The sequence below is a fragment of the Variovorax sp. FG153 genome (assembly GCF_057809595.1).
This window is the reverse complement of record NZ_JBMDKG010000016.1, coordinates 117,411-133,225: the sequence shown is the minus strand read 5'-3', so window position 1 is coordinate 133,225 and position 15,815 is coordinate 117,411. Positions and strand designations below refer to the sequence as shown.

The window sequence follows — 15,815 nt, the reverse complement described above, 5'->3', positions numbered from 1 at the left end:
TGGCAGCCGTCGCGCATGTCTTTCGCCGTGTCGCCAGCGCGAGCGCGCCGGCACGGTTAGGCTCCCTCGTCTTCATCCCGTTGCCCGAGCCATGACCACTTCCCCGCCCGTTCCCGCGCCGGATCTCGCCGCGGCCCTCGACACCGTGCTCGACGCGCGCTACAGCTGCCGCGGCTACCTCGCCGACCCGGTGCCGCGTGACGTCATCGACGCGATCCTGCGCGCCGCCCAGCGCACGGCCTCGTGGTGCAACTCGCAGCCCTGGCAGGTGATCGTGACCGGCGCGGCCGCCACCGAGCGCCTGCGCGCGGCGATGGCCACGCCCGAGGCGCTGGTCGACCAGGGTTTCGAGATCGCGCCGCCCGCGGAGTACCGCGGCGTCTACCGCGAGCGCCGCCGCGAATGCGGCTTCCAGCTCTACGACAGCGTGGGCATCGCCCATGGCGACCGCGAGGCCTCGGCGCGCCAGGGGCTGTTGAACTTCTCGTTCTTCGGCGCGCCGCACGTGGCGCTGATCCACACCGATGCCGCGCTCGGCGCCTATGGCGCGCTGGACTGCGGTGCCTACGTGTCGAACTTCATGCTGGCCGCGCGCAGCCGCGGCGTGGCGAGCATCGCGCAAGCCGCGCTCGCTTCGCGCGCGAAGTTCCTGCACCGCTGGTTCGACATCCCGGACGACCGTCAGGTGGTCTGCGGGATCTCCTTCGGCTACGAGGACCCGGCGCACCCGGCCAACGGTTTCCGCACCTCGCGCGCGACCGTCGGCGACGCCGCGCGCTGGGTCGAGGACTGATCCGGCGGCCCACGCTCAGGGGCTGCGTTCGGCCAGGTAGTGGCGCGTGAGCACCGGTTCGTGCGGCACCTGGAAGCTGCGCGCGAGCGCCTCCAGCTCGTGGCGCGCCACGGTGGCCCGCGCGCGCTGGCGCAGGTAGTCGGCCCACGAGGTGACGATGAAGCGCTCGACGTAGCGGCTCGGGTCGTCGAGGTCGCGGTAGACGCGCCAGAAGGTGGCGCCGTCGCGCTTGCGCGGCACCGCGAGCTGCTGCACCGCGTCGAGGAAGCGCCGCGCGTCGGCATCGCGGATGCGGTAGACCACCTCGACGGCGACCGGCCCGGCCTCGAACTCGGGTTCGTGCTGCACCGAGAACTCCTCGTGCAGCGGCGCCAGCGTGACCTCGTCGTCCGCGCCCATGCGCAGCGGATACGGCCGCGCCAGCGCGATGCTCGCGAGCATGCCCGCGGCCGACAGGCACAGCGCCGCGCTCAGGCCGATCAGCGATGACATCGCGCCCCACAGCGCGGAGCCGAGCGCGAAGGCCCCGAGCGAGCACAGCGTGTGCATCGACGCGGCGCGCGCCCGCACCCAGGATGGCGCGCTGGTCTGGGTGGCGGCGTTGAAGGTCGACATCATCGTCATCCACGCCGCGCCGCCGAGCACGAAGCTGGCGCACACGAGCGGCCGCCAGGTCGAGAGCGCGCCCACCAGCATCGCGCCCGAGAACACGAGGCAGCAGCCGGCGGCCAGCGCATCGAGCGAGAAGCGCGAACGGATGCGCCCGACGAAGAAGCCGGCGGCGACGGCGCCCGTGCCGAGGCAGGCCATCAGCAGGCCGTAGCCCGCCGCGCCCAGTCCGAGGCGCTGCTGCGCGATCACCGGCAGCAGGGCCCACAGGGCCGAGCCGAGCCCGCTGAAGCCGGCCGTGCGCACCAGCTGCGCGAAGATCGCGGGCGAATGGCGCGCATAGCGCAGCGCGCTGAGCATGCCGCCCCACAGCCGCTCGGCCGGCAGGCGCCCGGGCGAGGGCGGCCGCGGCGGCCAGCGCCGCGTGGCCCAGCTCATGCCGAAGGCGGTCAGCACCGCGACCGCGAACACGGCGGCGCCGCCGGTCAGCGCGAACAGCACGCCCGCGAGCCCGGGGCCGACGGCGCGCGCGCCGTTGAAGGTCATCGACACCAGCGTGATGGCCAGCGGCAGCTCGGTGCGCGCCACCGTGTCGCTGACGGCGGAATTCCACGAGGGCGACTGCAGCGCCGTGCACACGCCCAGCAGGAAGGTGAAGAACAGCAGCCCGCCCGGGCCGATCCAGCCGGCCAGCGCGAGCAATGTGAGCGTCAGCGCGGCGAGCCCGTAGACGCCCTGGATGCGCAGCATCAGCCGCCGGCGGTCGATGGTGTCGGCCAGCACGCCGGCGGGCAGCGACAGCAAAAACATCGGCAGGAAGGAGGCGGTCTGGACCAGCGCCGAGAGGAAGGACGAGGCCGTGAGCTCGATCATCAGCCACGAGGCCGCCATGTTCTGCATCGCATTGCCGACGAAGAACAGGCTGCCGGCACCCCACAACCCGCGGAAGGCGGGCTGGGCGAGCGGACTCCAGAGCGAGGCTGCGTTCGGGGCGGTGGGAGTGCTGGGATTCAAGCGCGGGGCGATCGGCGGCGGGCGAGGCAAATCATATAGATGCATGCGCCGGCCCGCTCGCGGCGCACCCGGCCAACGGTTTCCGCACCTCGCGCGCGGCCGTCGGCGACGCCGCGCGCTGGGTCGAGGAGCGACCTCGTAGCGAACCGGCGGCGCCGCTCAGTCTTTGCCGCGTCGCTCCTGTGTCGCGACCGGAGGCGGCAGCGCACCGCGCACCACCTGCTGGAGCTGGCGCACCGAAGGCAGCTTGCCGCGCAGTTCGCTCGGTAGGGCCGCCTGCAACTGGTACTCCGCCACGCCGATAGGATTGGTCTTGCTGCGCAGGGCGAACTCGACCTCCAGGTTGTCCTTCTCGGCGCACAGGATGATGCCGATCGACGGGGCGTCGCCGGGCGCGCGCTCCCTGTCGTTGAGCAGGTTGAGATAGAAGTCCATCTTGCCCGCGTACTCGGGTTCGAAGGAGCCGACCTTCAGTTCCACGGCGACCAGGGCCTTGAGGAAGCGGTGGTAGAAGAGCAGGTCGATGAAGTATTCCTTGCGTCCCAGCACGAGGCGGTGCTGGCGGCCGATGAAGCAGAAGCCGTAGCCCAGTTCGAGGATGAAGTCGCGCAGCCTGTCGAGGAGCCGGGTTTCCAGTTCGCGTTCCTTCACCGCCTGGCGGATGCCCAGGAACTCGAGGCTGTAGCTGCTCTTGAGGACCTCCTCGGCCTGCCCGGCCATGGCGGGCGGCAGCACCCGCGGGAAATTGTGGCTCTTGCCCTCCGCGCGCGAGCGTTCCCAGGCGCCGGCCTTGATCTGGTTGAGCAGAACGTTGCGGCTCCAACCCAGCGCGGCGCTGGCGCGCAGGTAGTACAGGCGCTGTGCCGGGTCGGCGGTCTTGCCCAGGATCTGGAGATGATGGCCCCAGGGGATTTCTGCGACGAGCTGTCGCAGAGAGTCGTTGCCGCCGAAAACCGTGGGTTTCCGCTTGTCGGCGGAGCGTCCGATGCTTCGGCCCGAACCCTTGCCCTTCGGAATTTCTGCGACAAGCTGTCGCAGAAATCCGGGCTCGCTGTAAGCCTCGACCATGCGCCGCATGTCCCAGACATTGCGTGCCGAGAAACCCTGTGTGCCGGGAAAGGCCGCGCGCAGGTCCCGGGCGATCCGCTCGACCACGGCCTGGCCCCAGCCGTTCGTCTGCTGCTTGTCGAGGATGGCTTCGCCGATGTCCCAGTACAAAGCGATCAGGCCGTGATTGACCGCGCGGGCCGCGGACTGGCGGGCCGCCGTGACACGCTCCTTGAGCGCCTCGATGAAGGATGCGTAGTCGGCAGCTTCGCCGCTGGGCAAGGTCATGCGTGCACTATAGGGTAGCCCCACTGCGCCGCATGCGGCGCCCGCTCAGACCTTGATGCGCCCGGTCGCGACCAGCTTCTGCGTCAGCGCCAGCTGCTCGGCCAGGAAGCTCGACAGCTTCTGCGGGCCCCAGCCGGCGGGCTCGAAGCCCAGCTCGAGCAGCTTGGGCGCCACGTCGGGCAGCTTCACGATGCGCGCCATCTCGGCATCGAGCTTGTCGATGATGGCCTTGGGCGTGGAGGCCGGCGCGAACAGCGCGCCGAAGCCCGGCATGTTCACGTCGGGGAAGCCGGCCTCGGCGAAGGTGGGCACGTCGGGATAGAGCGGAAAGCGCGTCGGGCTCGCGACCGCCAGCGCGCGGATCTTGCCCGGGTAGCGCGAGACCCCGCCCAGCGACACCACGGCGGTGTCGATCTGGCCGCCGATCAGGTCCTGCAGCGCCGGCGCCTCGCCCTTGTAGGGCACGTGCACGGTGTCGATGCCCGCGGCCATGTTCAGCAGCTCGCCCACGAAGTTGCCGCCCGAGCCGGGGCCGTAGGAACCGTACGAGATCTTGCCGGGCTTGGACTTCGCCAGCGCCACCAGCTGGTCGAGCGTCCTGACGTTGAGCGATTCGCGCACGCCGATGGCGATGGGCGTGAGCGCGAGCATGCTGATGGGCGCGAGGTCGGCGAGCTTGTAGGGCTGCTGAGCGGGCTGCAGCACGAGGTTGCTGATCAGCGCGCTGTAGCTGACACCGAGCGTGTAGCCGTCGGGCGTGGCGCGCGCCACCGCGGAGGCCGCGATCGCGCCGCTCGCGCCGGCCCTCGACTCGACGATGCACGGCTGGCCCCAGGCCTCGGTGAGCTTCTGCCCGATGACCCGCATCATCGTGTCGTGCCCGCCGCCGGCCGGCGTGGGAATGATGAACTTGATGACGTTGTCGGGATAGCCCGGCGCGGCGCGCGCGGCCAGGGGAAAGGCGGGCAGCGCCGAGGCGCCCAGCAGGCCGAGGCCGGTGGCCAGCGCGTGGCGGCGGGAGTGGGTCATGAGGCTTGTCTCCTGGTCGGATGGTTTGTGATGTAATTGGTTGAACCATAGCGAAAGCCTTGTCGATGGTCAATTGGCGTCAGCGCCAGGAAGGGCACACTATCGGCTCGGCATCCAGCCATCGACGTTCGTGATCCAGAGGAGGAAAGGAGCCATGTCGGAATCCGCACCAGTCTTCGCGCCCGTGCGCATGCGCCGCGCCTTCGAGGCGATTTGCGACCAGATCCGCCAGCAGGTGGTGGAGGGCGCGCTGAGCGCCGGCGACCGCCTGCCCAGCGAGCGCGAGCTGTCCGAGCAGTTCGGCGTGAGCCGCAGCGGCGTGCGGGAGGCGCTGCGCAGCCTCGAGATGGCCGGCATGGTCGAGGCGGTGACCGGCATCAACGGCGGCTTCTACATCAAGCAGTCGCATCCCGAGGGCATCACGCAGGCGGTGCGCGACATGGTGGCGCTCAAGCAGGTGCCGGTGTCGGACCTGACCGAGGCCCGCATCCTGCTGTGCGGGCTGGCGATCCGGCTGGCCTGCGAGCGCGCGACCGAGGAAGACTTCGCCGCCATCGAGGCCGACATCGAGCGCTTCGCCGAGCTGGTGAAGCAGGGCCGGCCGGTGCGCGACAGCGGCCAGATCACGGAGTTCTATCGCCTGATCGGCCGCGCCACCCACAACGAGGTGATCGTGATGCTGATCGACGCCCTGTCGGAAATCCTGCGCGGCCTGATCGCGCAGCTGCAGACGCCGCACAGCAACGTGGTGCAGGTGCGGCGCAAGGTGCTGCGCCTGATGCGCGAGCGCGATGCGGACAAGGCCGGCGCCGCGCTGGCCAAGCACCTCAACGCACTGAACGTGCTGCTGCTCGAGATGGAGCGCAAGAAGCCGGCGCGCTGAGCCGCGCCGGCCCGGGGCGCGTTCAGCGCGGCAGGCCGAGCCCGCGCTGCGCGATCAGGCTGCGCTGGATCTCGTTGGTGCCGATGCTGATCACCCACATCAGCGCATGGCGCAGGTTCTGCTCGATGCGCCCGCGCAGCAGCGCGCCGGGGCTGCCCTCGCCGAGCGTGCCTTCCATGCCGAGCAGGTCGAGCGCCACCTCGCCGAAGCGCTCCATCAGTTCGCCCGAGTAGACCTTGCTCGCGGCCGCGTCGTGCAGCGGCGTCTCGCCCGCGTCGACGCGCTCGGCGCAGTGCATCATCATGCGGCGCCCGGCCTCGATTTGCGCCGCGAGGTCGGCGATGCGCTCGCGCACCAGCGGATCGAGGCGCATCGGCCGGCCGTCGGCGCCCGTCGCGCCGCGCAGGTGCTCGCACAGCTGCTCGAAGGCATGCGCCACCTTCATCACGATGCCGCCGCCGATGAAGCCGCGCTCGGTGGCCAGCGCCCCGACCAGCACCTTCCAGCCGCCGTGGAGCTCGCCCACCATCGCCTCGGCCGGCACGCGCACGCCGTCGTAGAAGACATTGGCGAAGCTGCCGCCGTACATCGTGGTCGAGGTGCGGATGGTGATGCCGGGCGTGTCCATCGGCACGATGAACAGGCTCAGGCCGGCATGCGGCGGGCTCGCCTCGGGGTCGGTGCGCGTGGCCAGCAGCATGTAGTCGCCCCAGTAGGTGGTGGTCCAGATCTTCTGGCCGTCGATCACGTAGTGGTCGCCGTCGCGTACCGCGCGGGTGCGCATCGACGCGAGGTCGGAGCCCGCGTCGGGCTCGCTGTAGCCCATGCCGTAGATCGCCTCGCCGCGCAGGATCTCGGGCAGGTAGCGCGCCTGCTGCGCCGCGCTGCCGTGCACCTGCAGCATCGCGGCCTGCACCGGCGCGCCCACGCGCGGTGCCTCGGCGCGTTCCATCTCCTCGACGAAGGCCAGTTGCTCGAAGGCGCCGCGCGCCTGGCCCCCGAAGCGCTGCGGCCACGAGAGGCCGATCCAGCCGGTGCGCCCGAGCGCGCGCGCGAACTCGCGGTCGTACTCGCGCGCCTTGAAGTCCAGCGCCTCGTGCGCGGCCTTGCGCTCGCCCGACCAGTGCGTCTGCAACCAGGCGCGCACCTCCTCGCGGAAGGCGTTACCGGCCGGGCCCAGGTCGTATTCGGGCAGCGTGCGCGGCGTGTCGCCGAGGAAGTGATCGGCCAGCGCCTCGCGCGCGCGGCGCCCACTGCCATGGCGCAGCACGTCGAGGTGCACCTGCTTGAAGTGGCGCGGTGCCTCGTGTTCCTCGCTGTAACCGATGGCGCCGAAGGCGTGCTGCGTTTCCAGCGACACCCGCCGCAGCGTCGTCGCGGCCAGCGCGCAGGCCGCTTCGGCGAACACGCGCCAGTTGTCGGCGCCGAGGTCGTGCTGGCGCGCGGCGCCGGCCTGCGTGAGCCGCGCACCGAGTAGCGCGATGTGGCTGTCGGCGAGCTTGTGCTGGATCGCCTGGAAGCTGCCGATCGGCCGGCCGAACTGCCGGCGCTCGCCCGCATAGGCCACGGCGAGCTCGAAGGCGCGTTCGGCGGCGCCGGTGGCGCGCGCGCACAGCGCGAGGCGGGCCATCGCGTGCAGCGCGCCGAGCTGCTCCTCTGACAGTGCGAGGACGGTGGCCGCGATCCCGTCCAGCGCGACGCGGAACAGGCCCTGCGTTCCCATCGCTGGCGTGGCCTCGATGCGCACGCCAGGCGCGCGCAGGTCGATCAGCGCGATCGCGGGGCCGTCCACCATCACCGCGAGGTGGGTGGCGCTGTCGGCATGCACGACGAAGGCGAGTTCGCCGTGGAGCCTGCCGTCGTCGTCGATGCGCGCCCGGCCCGCGCCGCGGTCGCCGTCGAAGGCCCCGAAGCACAGCACCACGCGCGCCTCGCCGGCACGTTGCAGCGCGAGCAGTGCGGGCTCCTCGCCCTGCAGCGTGCGTGGCGCCGCGAGGTTCAGCAGCGTGCCGTGGTGCAGCGGCAGGGTGCAACCCGCGCGGCCCAGTTCCTCCATGACCAGCGCGATCTCGCGCAGGCCGCCCTCCGAGGGATCCGATCCCAAGGCGGCAAGGCCCTGGGCCGCGAGCTGCTGCCACAGCGCCTGCACGCGCGCGGGTTCGCGTGCCCATGGCACGGCGGTGGCGGGCGGCCAGTGGCGCTCGAGGAAGCCGCGCACCGAGTCGCGCAGCAGGGCGCGCTCTTCGTCGCCGGGAAGGGTGGTCGGGGGCATGGGCGTGTCTCTCCTGGATCTCGGAAAATTTGAATGGTAGAACCATTACTAAGATCCGGCAACCGCCATGGTCGCGAGGGCTCGGCCCACAGCGGCCTGCGCAACGCGGCCCCTTATCATTTGGCTCAAAGGTCCAACTTTTAGTTTTTCCAACGGAGGATTCCCCATGGACGCCAAAGAACCGTCGCCGCCCGCGGCCGACGCACGGAGCGCCAAGTTCCAGCCCATCCGTTCCGCGCGTGCCTTCGAGGAGATCGCCCAGCAGATCCGCGGCGAGCTGTCGCAGGGCCGGCTCAAGGTCGGCACGCGGCTGCCATCGGAGCGTGCCCTGTCCGAGCAGTTCGGCGTGTCGCGCAACACGCTGCGCGAGGCGCTGCGCTCGCTCGAGCATGCGGGCCTGATCCGGCTGCAGAAGGGCGCCAGCGGCGGCGCCTTCATCAGCGGGCGCAGCGGCGACGCCATCGCCACCGGCCTGATGGACATGTACCACATGGGCGCGATCCAGCCTGCGCAGCTCACCGAGGCGCGCATCTGGCTCGAATCGATCCTGGTGCGCGAGGCCTGCGCGCGCTCCACGCCCGCCGATCTCGAGGCGCTGGCCGCCAACATCGACGCGGCCGAGGAAGCGCTGCGGCGCGACGACTTCCCCGCGCGCGCGGCGACCAACCTCGAGTTCCACCGCATCCTCGCGCGCATGACCGGCAATCCGATCATGGTGATCGTGATGAACGGCGTGCTCAACGTGCTGGCCGAGTTCATCGGCCAGATCGGCCACGAGGAGAACGCCTACGTGCTGCCCTCGCGCCGCCGCTTCCTCAAGCATCTCGCGGCCAAGGACGCCGACGCGGCCGTGGCGGAGATGGAGTCCAGCCTCAAGCGACTGCAGCGCAGCTATCTGTCGAAGGTGGGCGAGGACGCCGCGCAGGATGCCCCGGCCGCCGCGCCCGCCGCGCCGCGCAAGGCGGCGGCAAGGGCGCCGGCCGAAAAGCCCGCCACCAAGCCGGCGGCCAAATCCGCCACCCGCGCCCCGAAGACCGCGCGCTGAACCCGCGCGGCACGCGCCGCCACGCCTTCGTCCCATCCGCAGAGGACCGCCCGCCGCAAGGCGCGCGGTCCTTTCTTCTTGCGCGCCCGGCAGGTGAATCCCGCTTGACAGTGCCATGGTTGATTCCTAGGATCAATGAATGGTTGAACCAAATATCAAGCAAATGACACAGAACGACGACAAGCCGTCGACCGGCGAGCTGCTCGCCGTGCTGCTGGCGCGCGACTTCGCCGATGGCGAGAAGGTCATCATCGGCACCAACTCCGACATCCAGCTGGCCGCCTGCAACCTCGCGCGCGAGATGCAGGCGCCCCGGCTGTGGTGGATCTCGGGCCCCGGCGGCATGGTGAACCCGGTGCGCGACCACCTGCTGTCCACGGCCGACTCGGAGAACATCGAGTCCTCCGAGGCCTGGATGGACCTGCCGAACATGATCGATTTCATCGACTGGAAGATCCACTTCTTCGACTTCGCGATCCTCTCGGCGCTGCAGGTCGACCGCTTCGGCAACATCAACACGGTGGTGGTCGGCGACCAGGCCCGGCCCAGGGTGCGCGGCCCCGGCACGGTGGGCATCAGCGCGCTGTGCGGGCTGGCCAAGCGCTTCTATGTCGCGCTCACGCGCCACGATCCGGGCGCCTTCGTGCCGCGCGTCGACTTCCTCTGCGGACCGGGCCACATGGAAGGCGGCAACTCGCGCGAGGAGGCCGGTCTGCCGCCGGGCGGGCCGCGCCTGGTGGTGTCGCCGCTGGGCGTGTTCGATTTCGAGCCCGTGAGCAAGGCCATGCGCGTGCGCTCGATCCATCCGGGCGTGACGCTCGAGCAGATCCGCAAGGCCACCGGCTTCGAGCTGGTGGTGGAGGGCACGCCGCCCCTCACGCGCATGCCCGAACCCGAGGAGCTGCGCCTGCTGCGCACCCGTGTCGACACGCGCGGCACCCTGCGCCGCAAGTTCCCCTGAAGAGACGAGCCATGAGCCCCAACAACAAAAGCAAGCTGACCACCCTCGACGAGGCCGTGTCGGTCATCCAGGACGGCCACCGCGTCGGCCTGGGCGGCTGGATCTTCAATGCCCAGCCGATGGCGCTGGTGCGCGCGCTGATCCGCAAGGGCGCGCGCGACCTCGACCTGGTGCCCGCGCCCGGCTCGATCGCGCCCGACATGCTGATCGGCGCCGGCTGCGCGCGCAGCACCGCCTGCGTGTTCATCAGCTTCGAGCAGTTCGGCCTCGCGCCGCACTTCCGCCGCCGCGCCGAGGCCGGCACGCTGAAGGTCTACGAGCTCGACGGACCCGGCATCGCCGGAGGCTTGCGCGCCGGCATCTGCGACATGCCCTGGACCGCGATCCCCGACCTGGGCACCGACCTGCCGCGCCACACGCCCGAGCACTACTGGCCGCTGCCCTCGAAGCCCGGCGAGCGCAAGATGCTCGCCGCCGCCGCGATCAAGCCCGACGTGTGCCTGCTCCACGCGCAGCAGGCCGACGAATACGGCAACGTGCAGTACCTCGCCACGCCCTTCTTCGACGCGATGCTCGCGCAGGCCTCGCGCCACGTGATCGTCTCGGTGGATCGCATCGTGTCGTCCGACACCATCCGCCGCTCGAACCACCTGACCAAGCTGCCGAGCGTGATGGTCGACGCGGTGGTGGAGGCGCCCTACGGCGCCCACCCGAGCGCCTCGCCCACGCTGTACCGCGCCGACGAGCGCCACCTGCGCGAGTACGTGAAGGCGAGCGCCGACGACGCGGCCTTCGATGCCTACCTCGCGCGCTATGCGCGCGGCACCGCGGCGCATGCCGATTACCTCGACGCGCTCGGCGGCTCGCGCCTCGCCGGCCTCGCCGTGACGGAGAGCAACCTTGGCTGAGCCGACCAACAACTCCGCCGCCGCGAAGCCCGGCGTGCTCGACGGCGTGCGCGTGCTCGACTTCACCGCGATGATGTCGGGCCCCTACTGCACGCGGCTGATGGCCGACCTCGGTGCCGAGGTCATCAAGGTGGAGCCGCCCGAGGGCGACCACATCCGGCTGCGGCCGCCGCGGCGCCAGGGCCGCAGCACCTACTTCGCGCAGCTCAACGCCGGCAAGAAGAGCCTCGCGCTCGACCTCAAGAAGCCCGAGGCGGTCGCGCTGGTGCGCGAGTTGGTCGCCCAGTGCGACGTGCTGGTGGAGAACTACCGCCCCGGCGTGATGCAGCGCCTGGGCCTCGACTACGCGACGCTCTCGGCGCTGAACCCGCGGCTGGTGTACTGCTCGATCTCGGGCTTCGGGCAGGAGGGTTCCTGGTCGGGCCGCAGCGCCTACGCGCCGGTGCTGCACGCGGCCAGCGGCTACGACATGGCCAACCTCGACTACCAGGAGGGCGACGTCGAGCGGCCGCTGAAGAACGGCATCTTCGTGGCCGACGTGCTCGGCGGCTCGCTGGCCTTCGGCGCGATCCAGAGCGCACTGTTCCGCGCCGCGCGCACCGGCGAGGGCGACCACATCGACCTCGCGCTGATGGATGCGATGCTGGGCCTGCTCGTCTACGAGTGCCAGGAGGCGCAGTTCCCGGCCGAGCGGCGTCGTCCGCTCTATCGCCCGACCAAGGCGAAGGACGGCTTCCTGCTGATCGCGCCCGTGAGCCAGAACAACTTCGAGGCGCTGGCGCGCGGCACCGGCCATCCCGAATGGATCACCGACGCGCGCTTCGCGACCAGCCAGGAGCGCGAGCACCACTGGGGCGCGCTGATGCAGCTGCTCGACGACTGGGCCGCCGATCGCAGCGCCGCGCAATGCGAGGCCGAGATGAATGCCGCGGGCGTGCCGTGCTCGCGCTACTTCACCGTGCGCGAAGCGATGAAGCTGCCGCCGCTGGTGGAGCGCCAGGCCTTCCAGACCATCGACGACGGCGCCGGCGCGTTCCAGGTGCCCAACCCCGCCTTCCGCTTCGCCCGCACCGCGGCGCATGCGCGCGGCAGCGTGTCCGAGCTCGGTGCCGACGGCCCCGCGCTGCTGGGCAGCCTGCTCGGGCTGGGCGAGGAGCGCATCGCGGCGCTGCGCGAGAGCCGCGCGCTGCACGTGCGCGGCTGAGACACACAACGAAGGAGACAGACATGATGAACAGTTGGATGCGCCTTCCGCGAGTCGCCGGCAAGGCAGGGGGCCCGGCGCGAGCCGCGGCCCGCGGCTTCTGGGCCGCGTTGCTCGCGGCCGGCGCGCTCGCGCTGCCGCAGGCCGGCATCGCGCAGTCCGCGGCGTCGGATTTCCCGAACCGCCCGATCACCATCGTCGTGCCCTATCCGCCGGGCGGCACCACCGACGTGCTCGCGCGCGTGCTGCAGGAACCGATGCAGCGCTTCCTCAAGCAGCCCGTGATCATCGAGAACAAGGCCGGCGCCTCGGCCGTGCTGGGCACCAAGTTCGTTGCCAAGGCGCCGGCCAACGGCTACACGCTGCTGTTCCCCAACAACGGCCTGGTGATCTCGCCGCAGGTCTCGAAGGAGGCCGACTACGCGCCGCTGAAGGACTTCGCGCCGGTGTCGCTGGTCTCGCTGCAGCCGATGATCCTCGCGATCAATCCCTCGGTGCCCGCGAAGTCGGTGCAGGAGCTGATCGACTACGCGAAGGCCAATCCGCGCAAGCTCGACTTCGCGACCGCCGGGCCGGCCTCCTTCGGCCACCTCGCGACCGAGCTCTTCAGCCGGCGCGCCGGCATCGAGATGACCCACATCCCCTACAAGGGCCAGGCGCCGACCACGCAGGCGATCCTGACCGGCGAGTCGAAGGTGCTGCTGAGCACCAGTTCGTCGCAGATGAATGCCTTCATCAAGGAGGGCAGGGTGCGCCTGCTCGGCGTGTCCTCGCTGCAGCCCTCGCCGCTCGCGCCCGGCGCGCCGCCGATCGCCAACACGCTGGCGGGCTTCAACCCCGAGGTCTGGTTCGGCCTGTTCGCTCCGGCCGGCACGCCGCGCGAGGTGGTGGCCCGGCTCAACGACGCGATCGTGAAGTCGCTGGCGCTGCCCGAGGTGAAGGAGAAGTTCGAGACCGCAGGGGCGGCCGCCACTGGGAGCACGCCCGAGCAATTGGGGGCGCGGATCGCGGAGGAATATGCGACGTGGACTTCGGTGATCCGCGAAGCCAACATCAGGACGGATTAGTTGGACAAGCCCGCGTCACTGGGTATCGAGGGCGGGGCATCACCTTGACGTGTACGGACAAATGGCGTACATTCTGCGATGCAGGTCATTCCGATCCTTCGCGAGGTCATCCATGCTGAATACGCCCGAAACCCAAGAAAAGCCGCGCAACGCGCGGCTGGAAGCACGCGTGTCCAGTGACCAGAAGGACTTCTTCCAGCGCGCGGCAACCTTGACGGGGCGCACCCTGAGCGAACTCGTCATCGACAGTACGCAGGAGGCGGCAACGAAGATCGTGCAGGAGCACGAAGTCATTCGCCTGAACCGGGAGGAGCAGATCGCCTTCGTCACCGCTTTGCTGGCACCCCCCGAGCCGGGGCCACGCCTGAAGAAGGCCGTCCAAGGCTATCGTCGGAAGGCGGGGTTGTGATTGGCGCTCCTCCTCGCACCGGAGCACATCGGCCCGCTCGAGAAGGCGCATGACCGCAAGTCGTTCGATTGCGGCAACGAAGACCTGAATCGCTACCTGCGCGAACAGGCGCGGCAGGACGCTGAAAAGCGCGTGGCCGCGCCTTTCGTGCTCACGCAACCGGGCGCTCCGAAGGTGCTCGGCTTCTACACCCTTTCGTCCTCGATCATTCCCGCCGGTGAGCTACCGGCGGATCTGATGAAGCGGCTGCCGCGCTATGGACAGTTGCCCGTCACGCTGCTTGGGCGCCTGGCCGTGGATCGCTTGGCCCGAGGGCAGGGCGTGGGAGAGTTTCTTCTGGTGGATGCCATGCGTCGCAGCCTGGAGGCCGCGCAGCAGATCGCAGCCATGGCGGTGGTCGTGGATGCGAAGGACGCGCAGGCCGAAAGCTTCTACCGGCATTTCGATTTCCAGCCGTTCCAGCAAACACCGTTGCGGCTGTTCTTGCCCATGTCGCAAATCGCCGGGCTGTTTGCTTAGGTCATCCGGCCCCACGGGGGTCATCTTGCGGAAGCTCGCAATCTTGAGGTCGTCTCGTCGTGCTCAAGCCGGCGCAAACATCGGCACCGCGAACCCACCCTCCGCCGCCTTGAAACACACCTTCACCCGATCCCCGATGCGCAGCGCATCGAGATCGGCATCGACGATGTTGGTGAGCATCGTCACCCCTTCGTCGAGCGTGACGTAGGCGATCGCATAGGGGATCGGGCCGGCGCGTCGCGTCACGCTCACGCTGTAGACCGTGCCGAGGCCGCTGGCGTCTTCCCATGCAGTGTCGCCCAGGCAGTAGGGGCACAGCGCGCGCGGATACCAGTGGACCTTGGCGCAGGCGGTGCAGCGCTTGATGCGCAGCACGCCTTCGCGCGCGGCGTTCCAGTAGGCCTCGGTGGCGGCGTCGACGATCGGCGCGCCGAGCGCGCGGTCCTGGTAGGGGGTGCTCATCTTCAATTCCTTTCGAGGATCAGGGTGGCGCTGCCGTGGCGCGAGCCGAGCAAGCCGCCCGTGCCCTGCGCGAGCGCGAGGCCGCAGCCGGGGACCTGCACCTTCGGATGCGCCTCGCCGCGCAGCTGGCGCACGGCCTCGATGACCTTGGTGATGCCGCCGCGGTTGGCGGGATGGTTGTTGCACAGGCCGCCGCCATCGGTGTTGAACGGCAGCTTGCCGATGCCCGAGATCAGGTTGCCGTCGGCCACGAAGCGGCCGCCCTCGCCCTTGCGGCAGAAGCCCAGGTCCTCGAGCTGCATCAGCACGGTGATGGTGAAGCTGTCGTAGATCGACGCGTACTGGATGTCGGCCGGCGTCACGCCCGCTTCGGCGAACGCAATCGGGCCCGAGACGGCGGCGCCCGAGTAGGTGAGGTCGAGCTGGCCATTGGCCTGGCCCTTCACGGTCTCGCCGGCGCCGAGCACGCTGACCATGGGCCGCGCGAGCGAGCGCGCGATCTCGGGGCGCACCACCAAGAGCGCGCCGCCGCCGTCGCTGACGACGCAGCAGTCGAGCTTGTGCAGCGGGTCGGAGATCATCGGCGAGGCCAGCACGTCCTGCACCGTCACGGGATCGCGCAGCATCGCGTTCGGGTTGTGCTGCGCATGCGCGGCGGCGGCCACCTTGATCCAGGCGAGCTGCTCGCTGGTGGTGCCGAACTCGTGCATGTGGCGCGCCGCGGCCAGCGCATACATGTTGACCGTGACCGGCGCATAGGGCATTTCCCAGGCCACGTCGGGCGTGGCCGCGGTCACGTTGCGCGGGCCGGTGCCCACGCCGCTGGCCTCGGTGCGCGGGCGTCCCGCGAGCGTGATCAGCGCCACGTTGCACTTGCCCGCGGCGATGGCCTGCGCGGCATGCGAGACCTGCACCAGGTAGGCCGAGCCGCCGGTGTCGGTGCTGTCGACGTGGCGCACCTTGAGGCCGAGGTAGTCGACCATGCTCAGCGGGCCCAGGCCCGGCGCGTCGCCCGCGCAGAAATAGCCGTCGACGTCCTGCGGCGACAGGCCGGCGTCGGCCAGCGCGCCGCGCGCGCATTCCGCATGCAGCTGGGGCACGGTCTTGTCGGGCGCCTTGCGCGTGGGGTGTTCGAAAGCGCCCGCGATGCAGGCCTGCCGCTTGATGCTCATTCCAATGGCTCCGTGTGATCGCCCGTTGCGGGCTCGAGGTGCGTCGCGCCGGCCGGATCGTTGCCGCCCGCCTTGACGCTGTGTCGCGAGGCTGATTATCATTGGTTCAACCAAAATAAATCAACAGGCAAAT

At 70.2% G+C, this 15,815-nt stretch carries 15 protein-coding genes; 9 read left to right on the top strand and 6 right to left on the bottom strand.

Annotated features, from left to right (window positions below):
• Positions 1-91: 91 nt before the first annotated feature.
• Positions 92-793: a nitroreductase gene (locus ACODT0_RS19090; RefSeq protein WP_057595730.1), complete on the top strand. Its 702-nt coding sequence runs from the start codon at positions 92-94 to the stop codon at positions 791-793.
• Between the two features lie 15 nt (positions 794-808).
• On the opposite strand, the gene ACODT0_RS19085 is transcribed toward ACODT0_RS19090, so the two are convergent.
• The 3 genes from ACODT0_RS19085 to ACODT0_RS19075 all read right to left on the bottom strand — a co-directional run bounded on the left by ACODT0_RS19085 (position 809) and on the right by ACODT0_RS19075 (position 4,780).
• Positions 809-2,416 carry an MFS transporter gene (locus ACODT0_RS19085; protein WP_057595729.1) on the bottom strand — a complete coding sequence of 536 codons (1,608 nt, stop codon included), beginning with the start codon at positions 2,414-2,416 and terminating at the stop codon, positions 809-811.
• 159 nt (positions 2,417-2,575) lie between these two features.
• Positions 2,576-3,751, bottom strand: coding sequence for a PDDEXK nuclease domain-containing protein (locus tag ACODT0_RS19080; RefSeq protein ID WP_489042004.1), 1,176 nt, complete (start codon positions 3,749-3,751; stop codon positions 2,576-2,578).
• 45 nt (positions 3,752-3,796) lie between these two features.
• The gene (locus tag ACODT0_RS19075; RefSeq protein WP_479669301.1) at positions 3,797-4,780 is read right to left on the bottom strand and encodes a Bug family tripartite tricarboxylate transporter substrate binding protein; all 984 of its coding nucleotides are present in this window, start codon (positions 4,778-4,780) and stop codon (positions 3,797-3,799) included.
• A 154-nt stretch (positions 4,781-4,934) separates the two neighbouring features.
• On the opposite strand from ACODT0_RS19075, the gene ACODT0_RS19070 reads away from it, so the two are divergent.
• Positions 4,935-5,663, top strand: a complete 729-nt coding sequence (locus ACODT0_RS19070) for a FadR/GntR family transcriptional regulator (protein WP_296782475.1) — start codon at positions 4,935-4,937, stop codon at positions 5,661-5,663.
• A gap of 22 nt (positions 5,664-5,685) precedes the next feature.
• Here the strand turns inward: ACODT0_RS19070 and ACODT0_RS19065 are convergent, their stop codons facing one another.
• Complete coding sequence (locus ACODT0_RS19065; RefSeq protein WP_489042003.1) at positions 5,686-7,935, bottom strand: acyl-CoA dehydrogenase family protein; 2,250 nt, start codon at positions 7,933-7,935, stop codon at positions 5,686-5,688.
• Between the two features lie 166 nt (positions 7,936-8,101).
• On the opposite strand from ACODT0_RS19065, the gene ACODT0_RS19060 reads away from it, so the two are divergent.
• From ACODT0_RS19060 to ACODT0_RS19030, 7 genes are all read left to right on the top strand, one after another.
• The gene (locus ACODT0_RS19060; RefSeq protein ID WP_479669299.1) at positions 8,102-8,980 is read left to right on the top strand and encodes a FadR/GntR family transcriptional regulator; all 879 of its coding nucleotides are present in this window, start codon (positions 8,102-8,104) and stop codon (positions 8,978-8,980) included.
• A 163-nt stretch (positions 8,981-9,143) separates the two neighbouring features.
• Entirely contained in the window at positions 9,144-9,941 is a 798-nt protein-coding gene (locus ACODT0_RS19055; protein ID WP_479669298.1) for a CoA-transferase subunit beta, read from the top strand.
• A gap of 11 nt (positions 9,942-9,952) precedes the next feature.
• On the top strand, positions 9,953-10,849 hold the full coding sequence (locus ACODT0_RS19050; protein ID WP_479669297.1) for a CoA transferase subunit A: 897 nt from the start codon (positions 9,953-9,955) through the stop codon (positions 10,847-10,849).
• Complete coding sequence (locus ACODT0_RS19045; protein WP_413765457.1) at positions 10,842-12,053, top strand: CaiB/BaiF CoA transferase family protein; 1,212 nt, start codon at positions 10,842-10,844, stop codon at positions 12,051-12,053. Before ACODT0_RS19050 ends, ACODT0_RS19045 begins: the two co-directional genes overlap by 8 nt.
• 23 nt (positions 12,054-12,076) lie before the next feature.
• The gene (locus ACODT0_RS19040) at positions 12,077-13,120 is read left to right on the top strand and encodes a Bug family tripartite tricarboxylate transporter substrate binding protein (RefSeq protein WP_489042002.1); all 1,044 of its coding nucleotides are present in this window, start codon (positions 12,077-12,079) and stop codon (positions 13,118-13,120) included.
• Positions 13,121-13,232: 112 nt separating this feature from the next.
• Positions 13,233-13,529: a type II toxin-antitoxin system TacA family antitoxin gene (locus ACODT0_RS19035; protein WP_261214240.1), complete on the top strand. Its 297-nt coding sequence runs from the start codon at positions 13,233-13,235 to the stop codon at positions 13,527-13,529.
• On the top strand, positions 13,530-14,048 hold the full coding sequence (locus tag ACODT0_RS19030) for a GNAT family N-acetyltransferase (protein WP_093349399.1): 519 nt from the start codon (positions 13,530-13,532) through the stop codon (positions 14,046-14,048).
• A 63-nt stretch (positions 14,049-14,111) separates the two neighbouring features.
• On the opposite strand, the gene ACODT0_RS19025 is transcribed toward ACODT0_RS19030, so the two are convergent.
• Together ACODT0_RS19025 and ACODT0_RS19020 are read right to left on the bottom strand one after the other, a co-directional pair.
• Positions 14,112-14,510 carry a Zn-ribbon domain-containing OB-fold protein gene (locus ACODT0_RS19025; protein ID WP_261214237.1) on the bottom strand — a complete coding sequence of 133 codons (399 nt, stop codon included), beginning with the start codon at positions 14,508-14,510 and terminating at the stop codon, positions 14,112-14,114.
• Between the two features lie 2 nt (positions 14,511-14,512).
• Complete coding sequence (locus tag ACODT0_RS19020) at positions 14,513-15,682, bottom strand: thiolase domain-containing protein (RefSeq protein WP_489042001.1); 1,170 nt, start codon at positions 15,680-15,682, stop codon at positions 14,513-14,515.
• Positions 15,683-15,815 lie beyond the last annotated feature (133 nt).

What these genes read in the sequence shown, in the direction of transcription:
- ACODT0_RS19080 (WP_489042004.1), bottom strand. Translation starts at nt 3,751, where the DNA reads ATGACCTTGCCCAGCGGCGAAGCTGCCGACTACGCATCCTTCATCGAG.
- ACODT0_RS19070 (WP_296782475.1), top strand. Translation starts at nt 4,935, where the DNA reads ATGTCGGAATCCGCACCAGTCTTCGCGCCCGTGCGCATGCGCCGCGCC.
- ACODT0_RS19055 (WP_479669298.1), top strand. Translation starts at nt 9,144, where the DNA reads ATGACACAGAACGACGACAAGCCGTCGACCGGCGAGCTGCTCGCCGTG.
- ACODT0_RS19060 (WP_479669299.1), top strand. Translation starts at nt 8,102, where the DNA reads ATGGACGCCAAAGAACCGTCGCCGCCCGCGGCCGACGCACGGAGCGCC.
- ACODT0_RS19025 (WP_261214237.1), bottom strand. Translation starts at nt 14,510, where the DNA reads ATGAGCACCCCCTACCAGGACCGCGCGCTCGGCGCGCCGATCGTCGAC.
- ACODT0_RS19050 (WP_479669297.1), top strand. Translation starts at nt 9,953, where the DNA reads ATGAGCCCCAACAACAAAAGCAAGCTGACCACCCTCGACGAGGCCGTG.
- ACODT0_RS19035 (WP_261214240.1), top strand. Translation starts at nt 13,233, where the DNA reads ATGCTGAATACGCCCGAAACCCAAGAAAAGCCGCGCAACGCGCGGCTG.
- ACODT0_RS19090 (WP_057595730.1), top strand. Translation starts at nt 92, where the DNA reads ATGACCACTTCCCCGCCCGTTCCCGCGCCGGATCTCGCCGCGGCCCTC.
- ACODT0_RS19040 (WP_489042002.1), top strand. Translation starts at nt 12,077, where the DNA reads ATGATGAACAGTTGGATGCGCCTTCCGCGAGTCGCCGGCAAGGCAGGG.
- ACODT0_RS19075 (WP_479669301.1), bottom strand. Translation starts at nt 4,780, where the DNA reads ATGACCCACTCCCGCCGCCACGCGCTGGCCACCGGCCTCGGCCTGCTG.
- ACODT0_RS19020 (WP_489042001.1), bottom strand. Translation starts at nt 15,682, where the DNA reads ATGAGCATCAAGCGGCAGGCCTGCATCGCGGGCGCTTTCGAACACCCC.
- ACODT0_RS19065 (WP_489042003.1), bottom strand. Translation starts at nt 7,935, where the DNA reads ATGCCCCCGACCACCCTTCCCGGCGACGAAGAGCGCGCCCTGCTGCGC.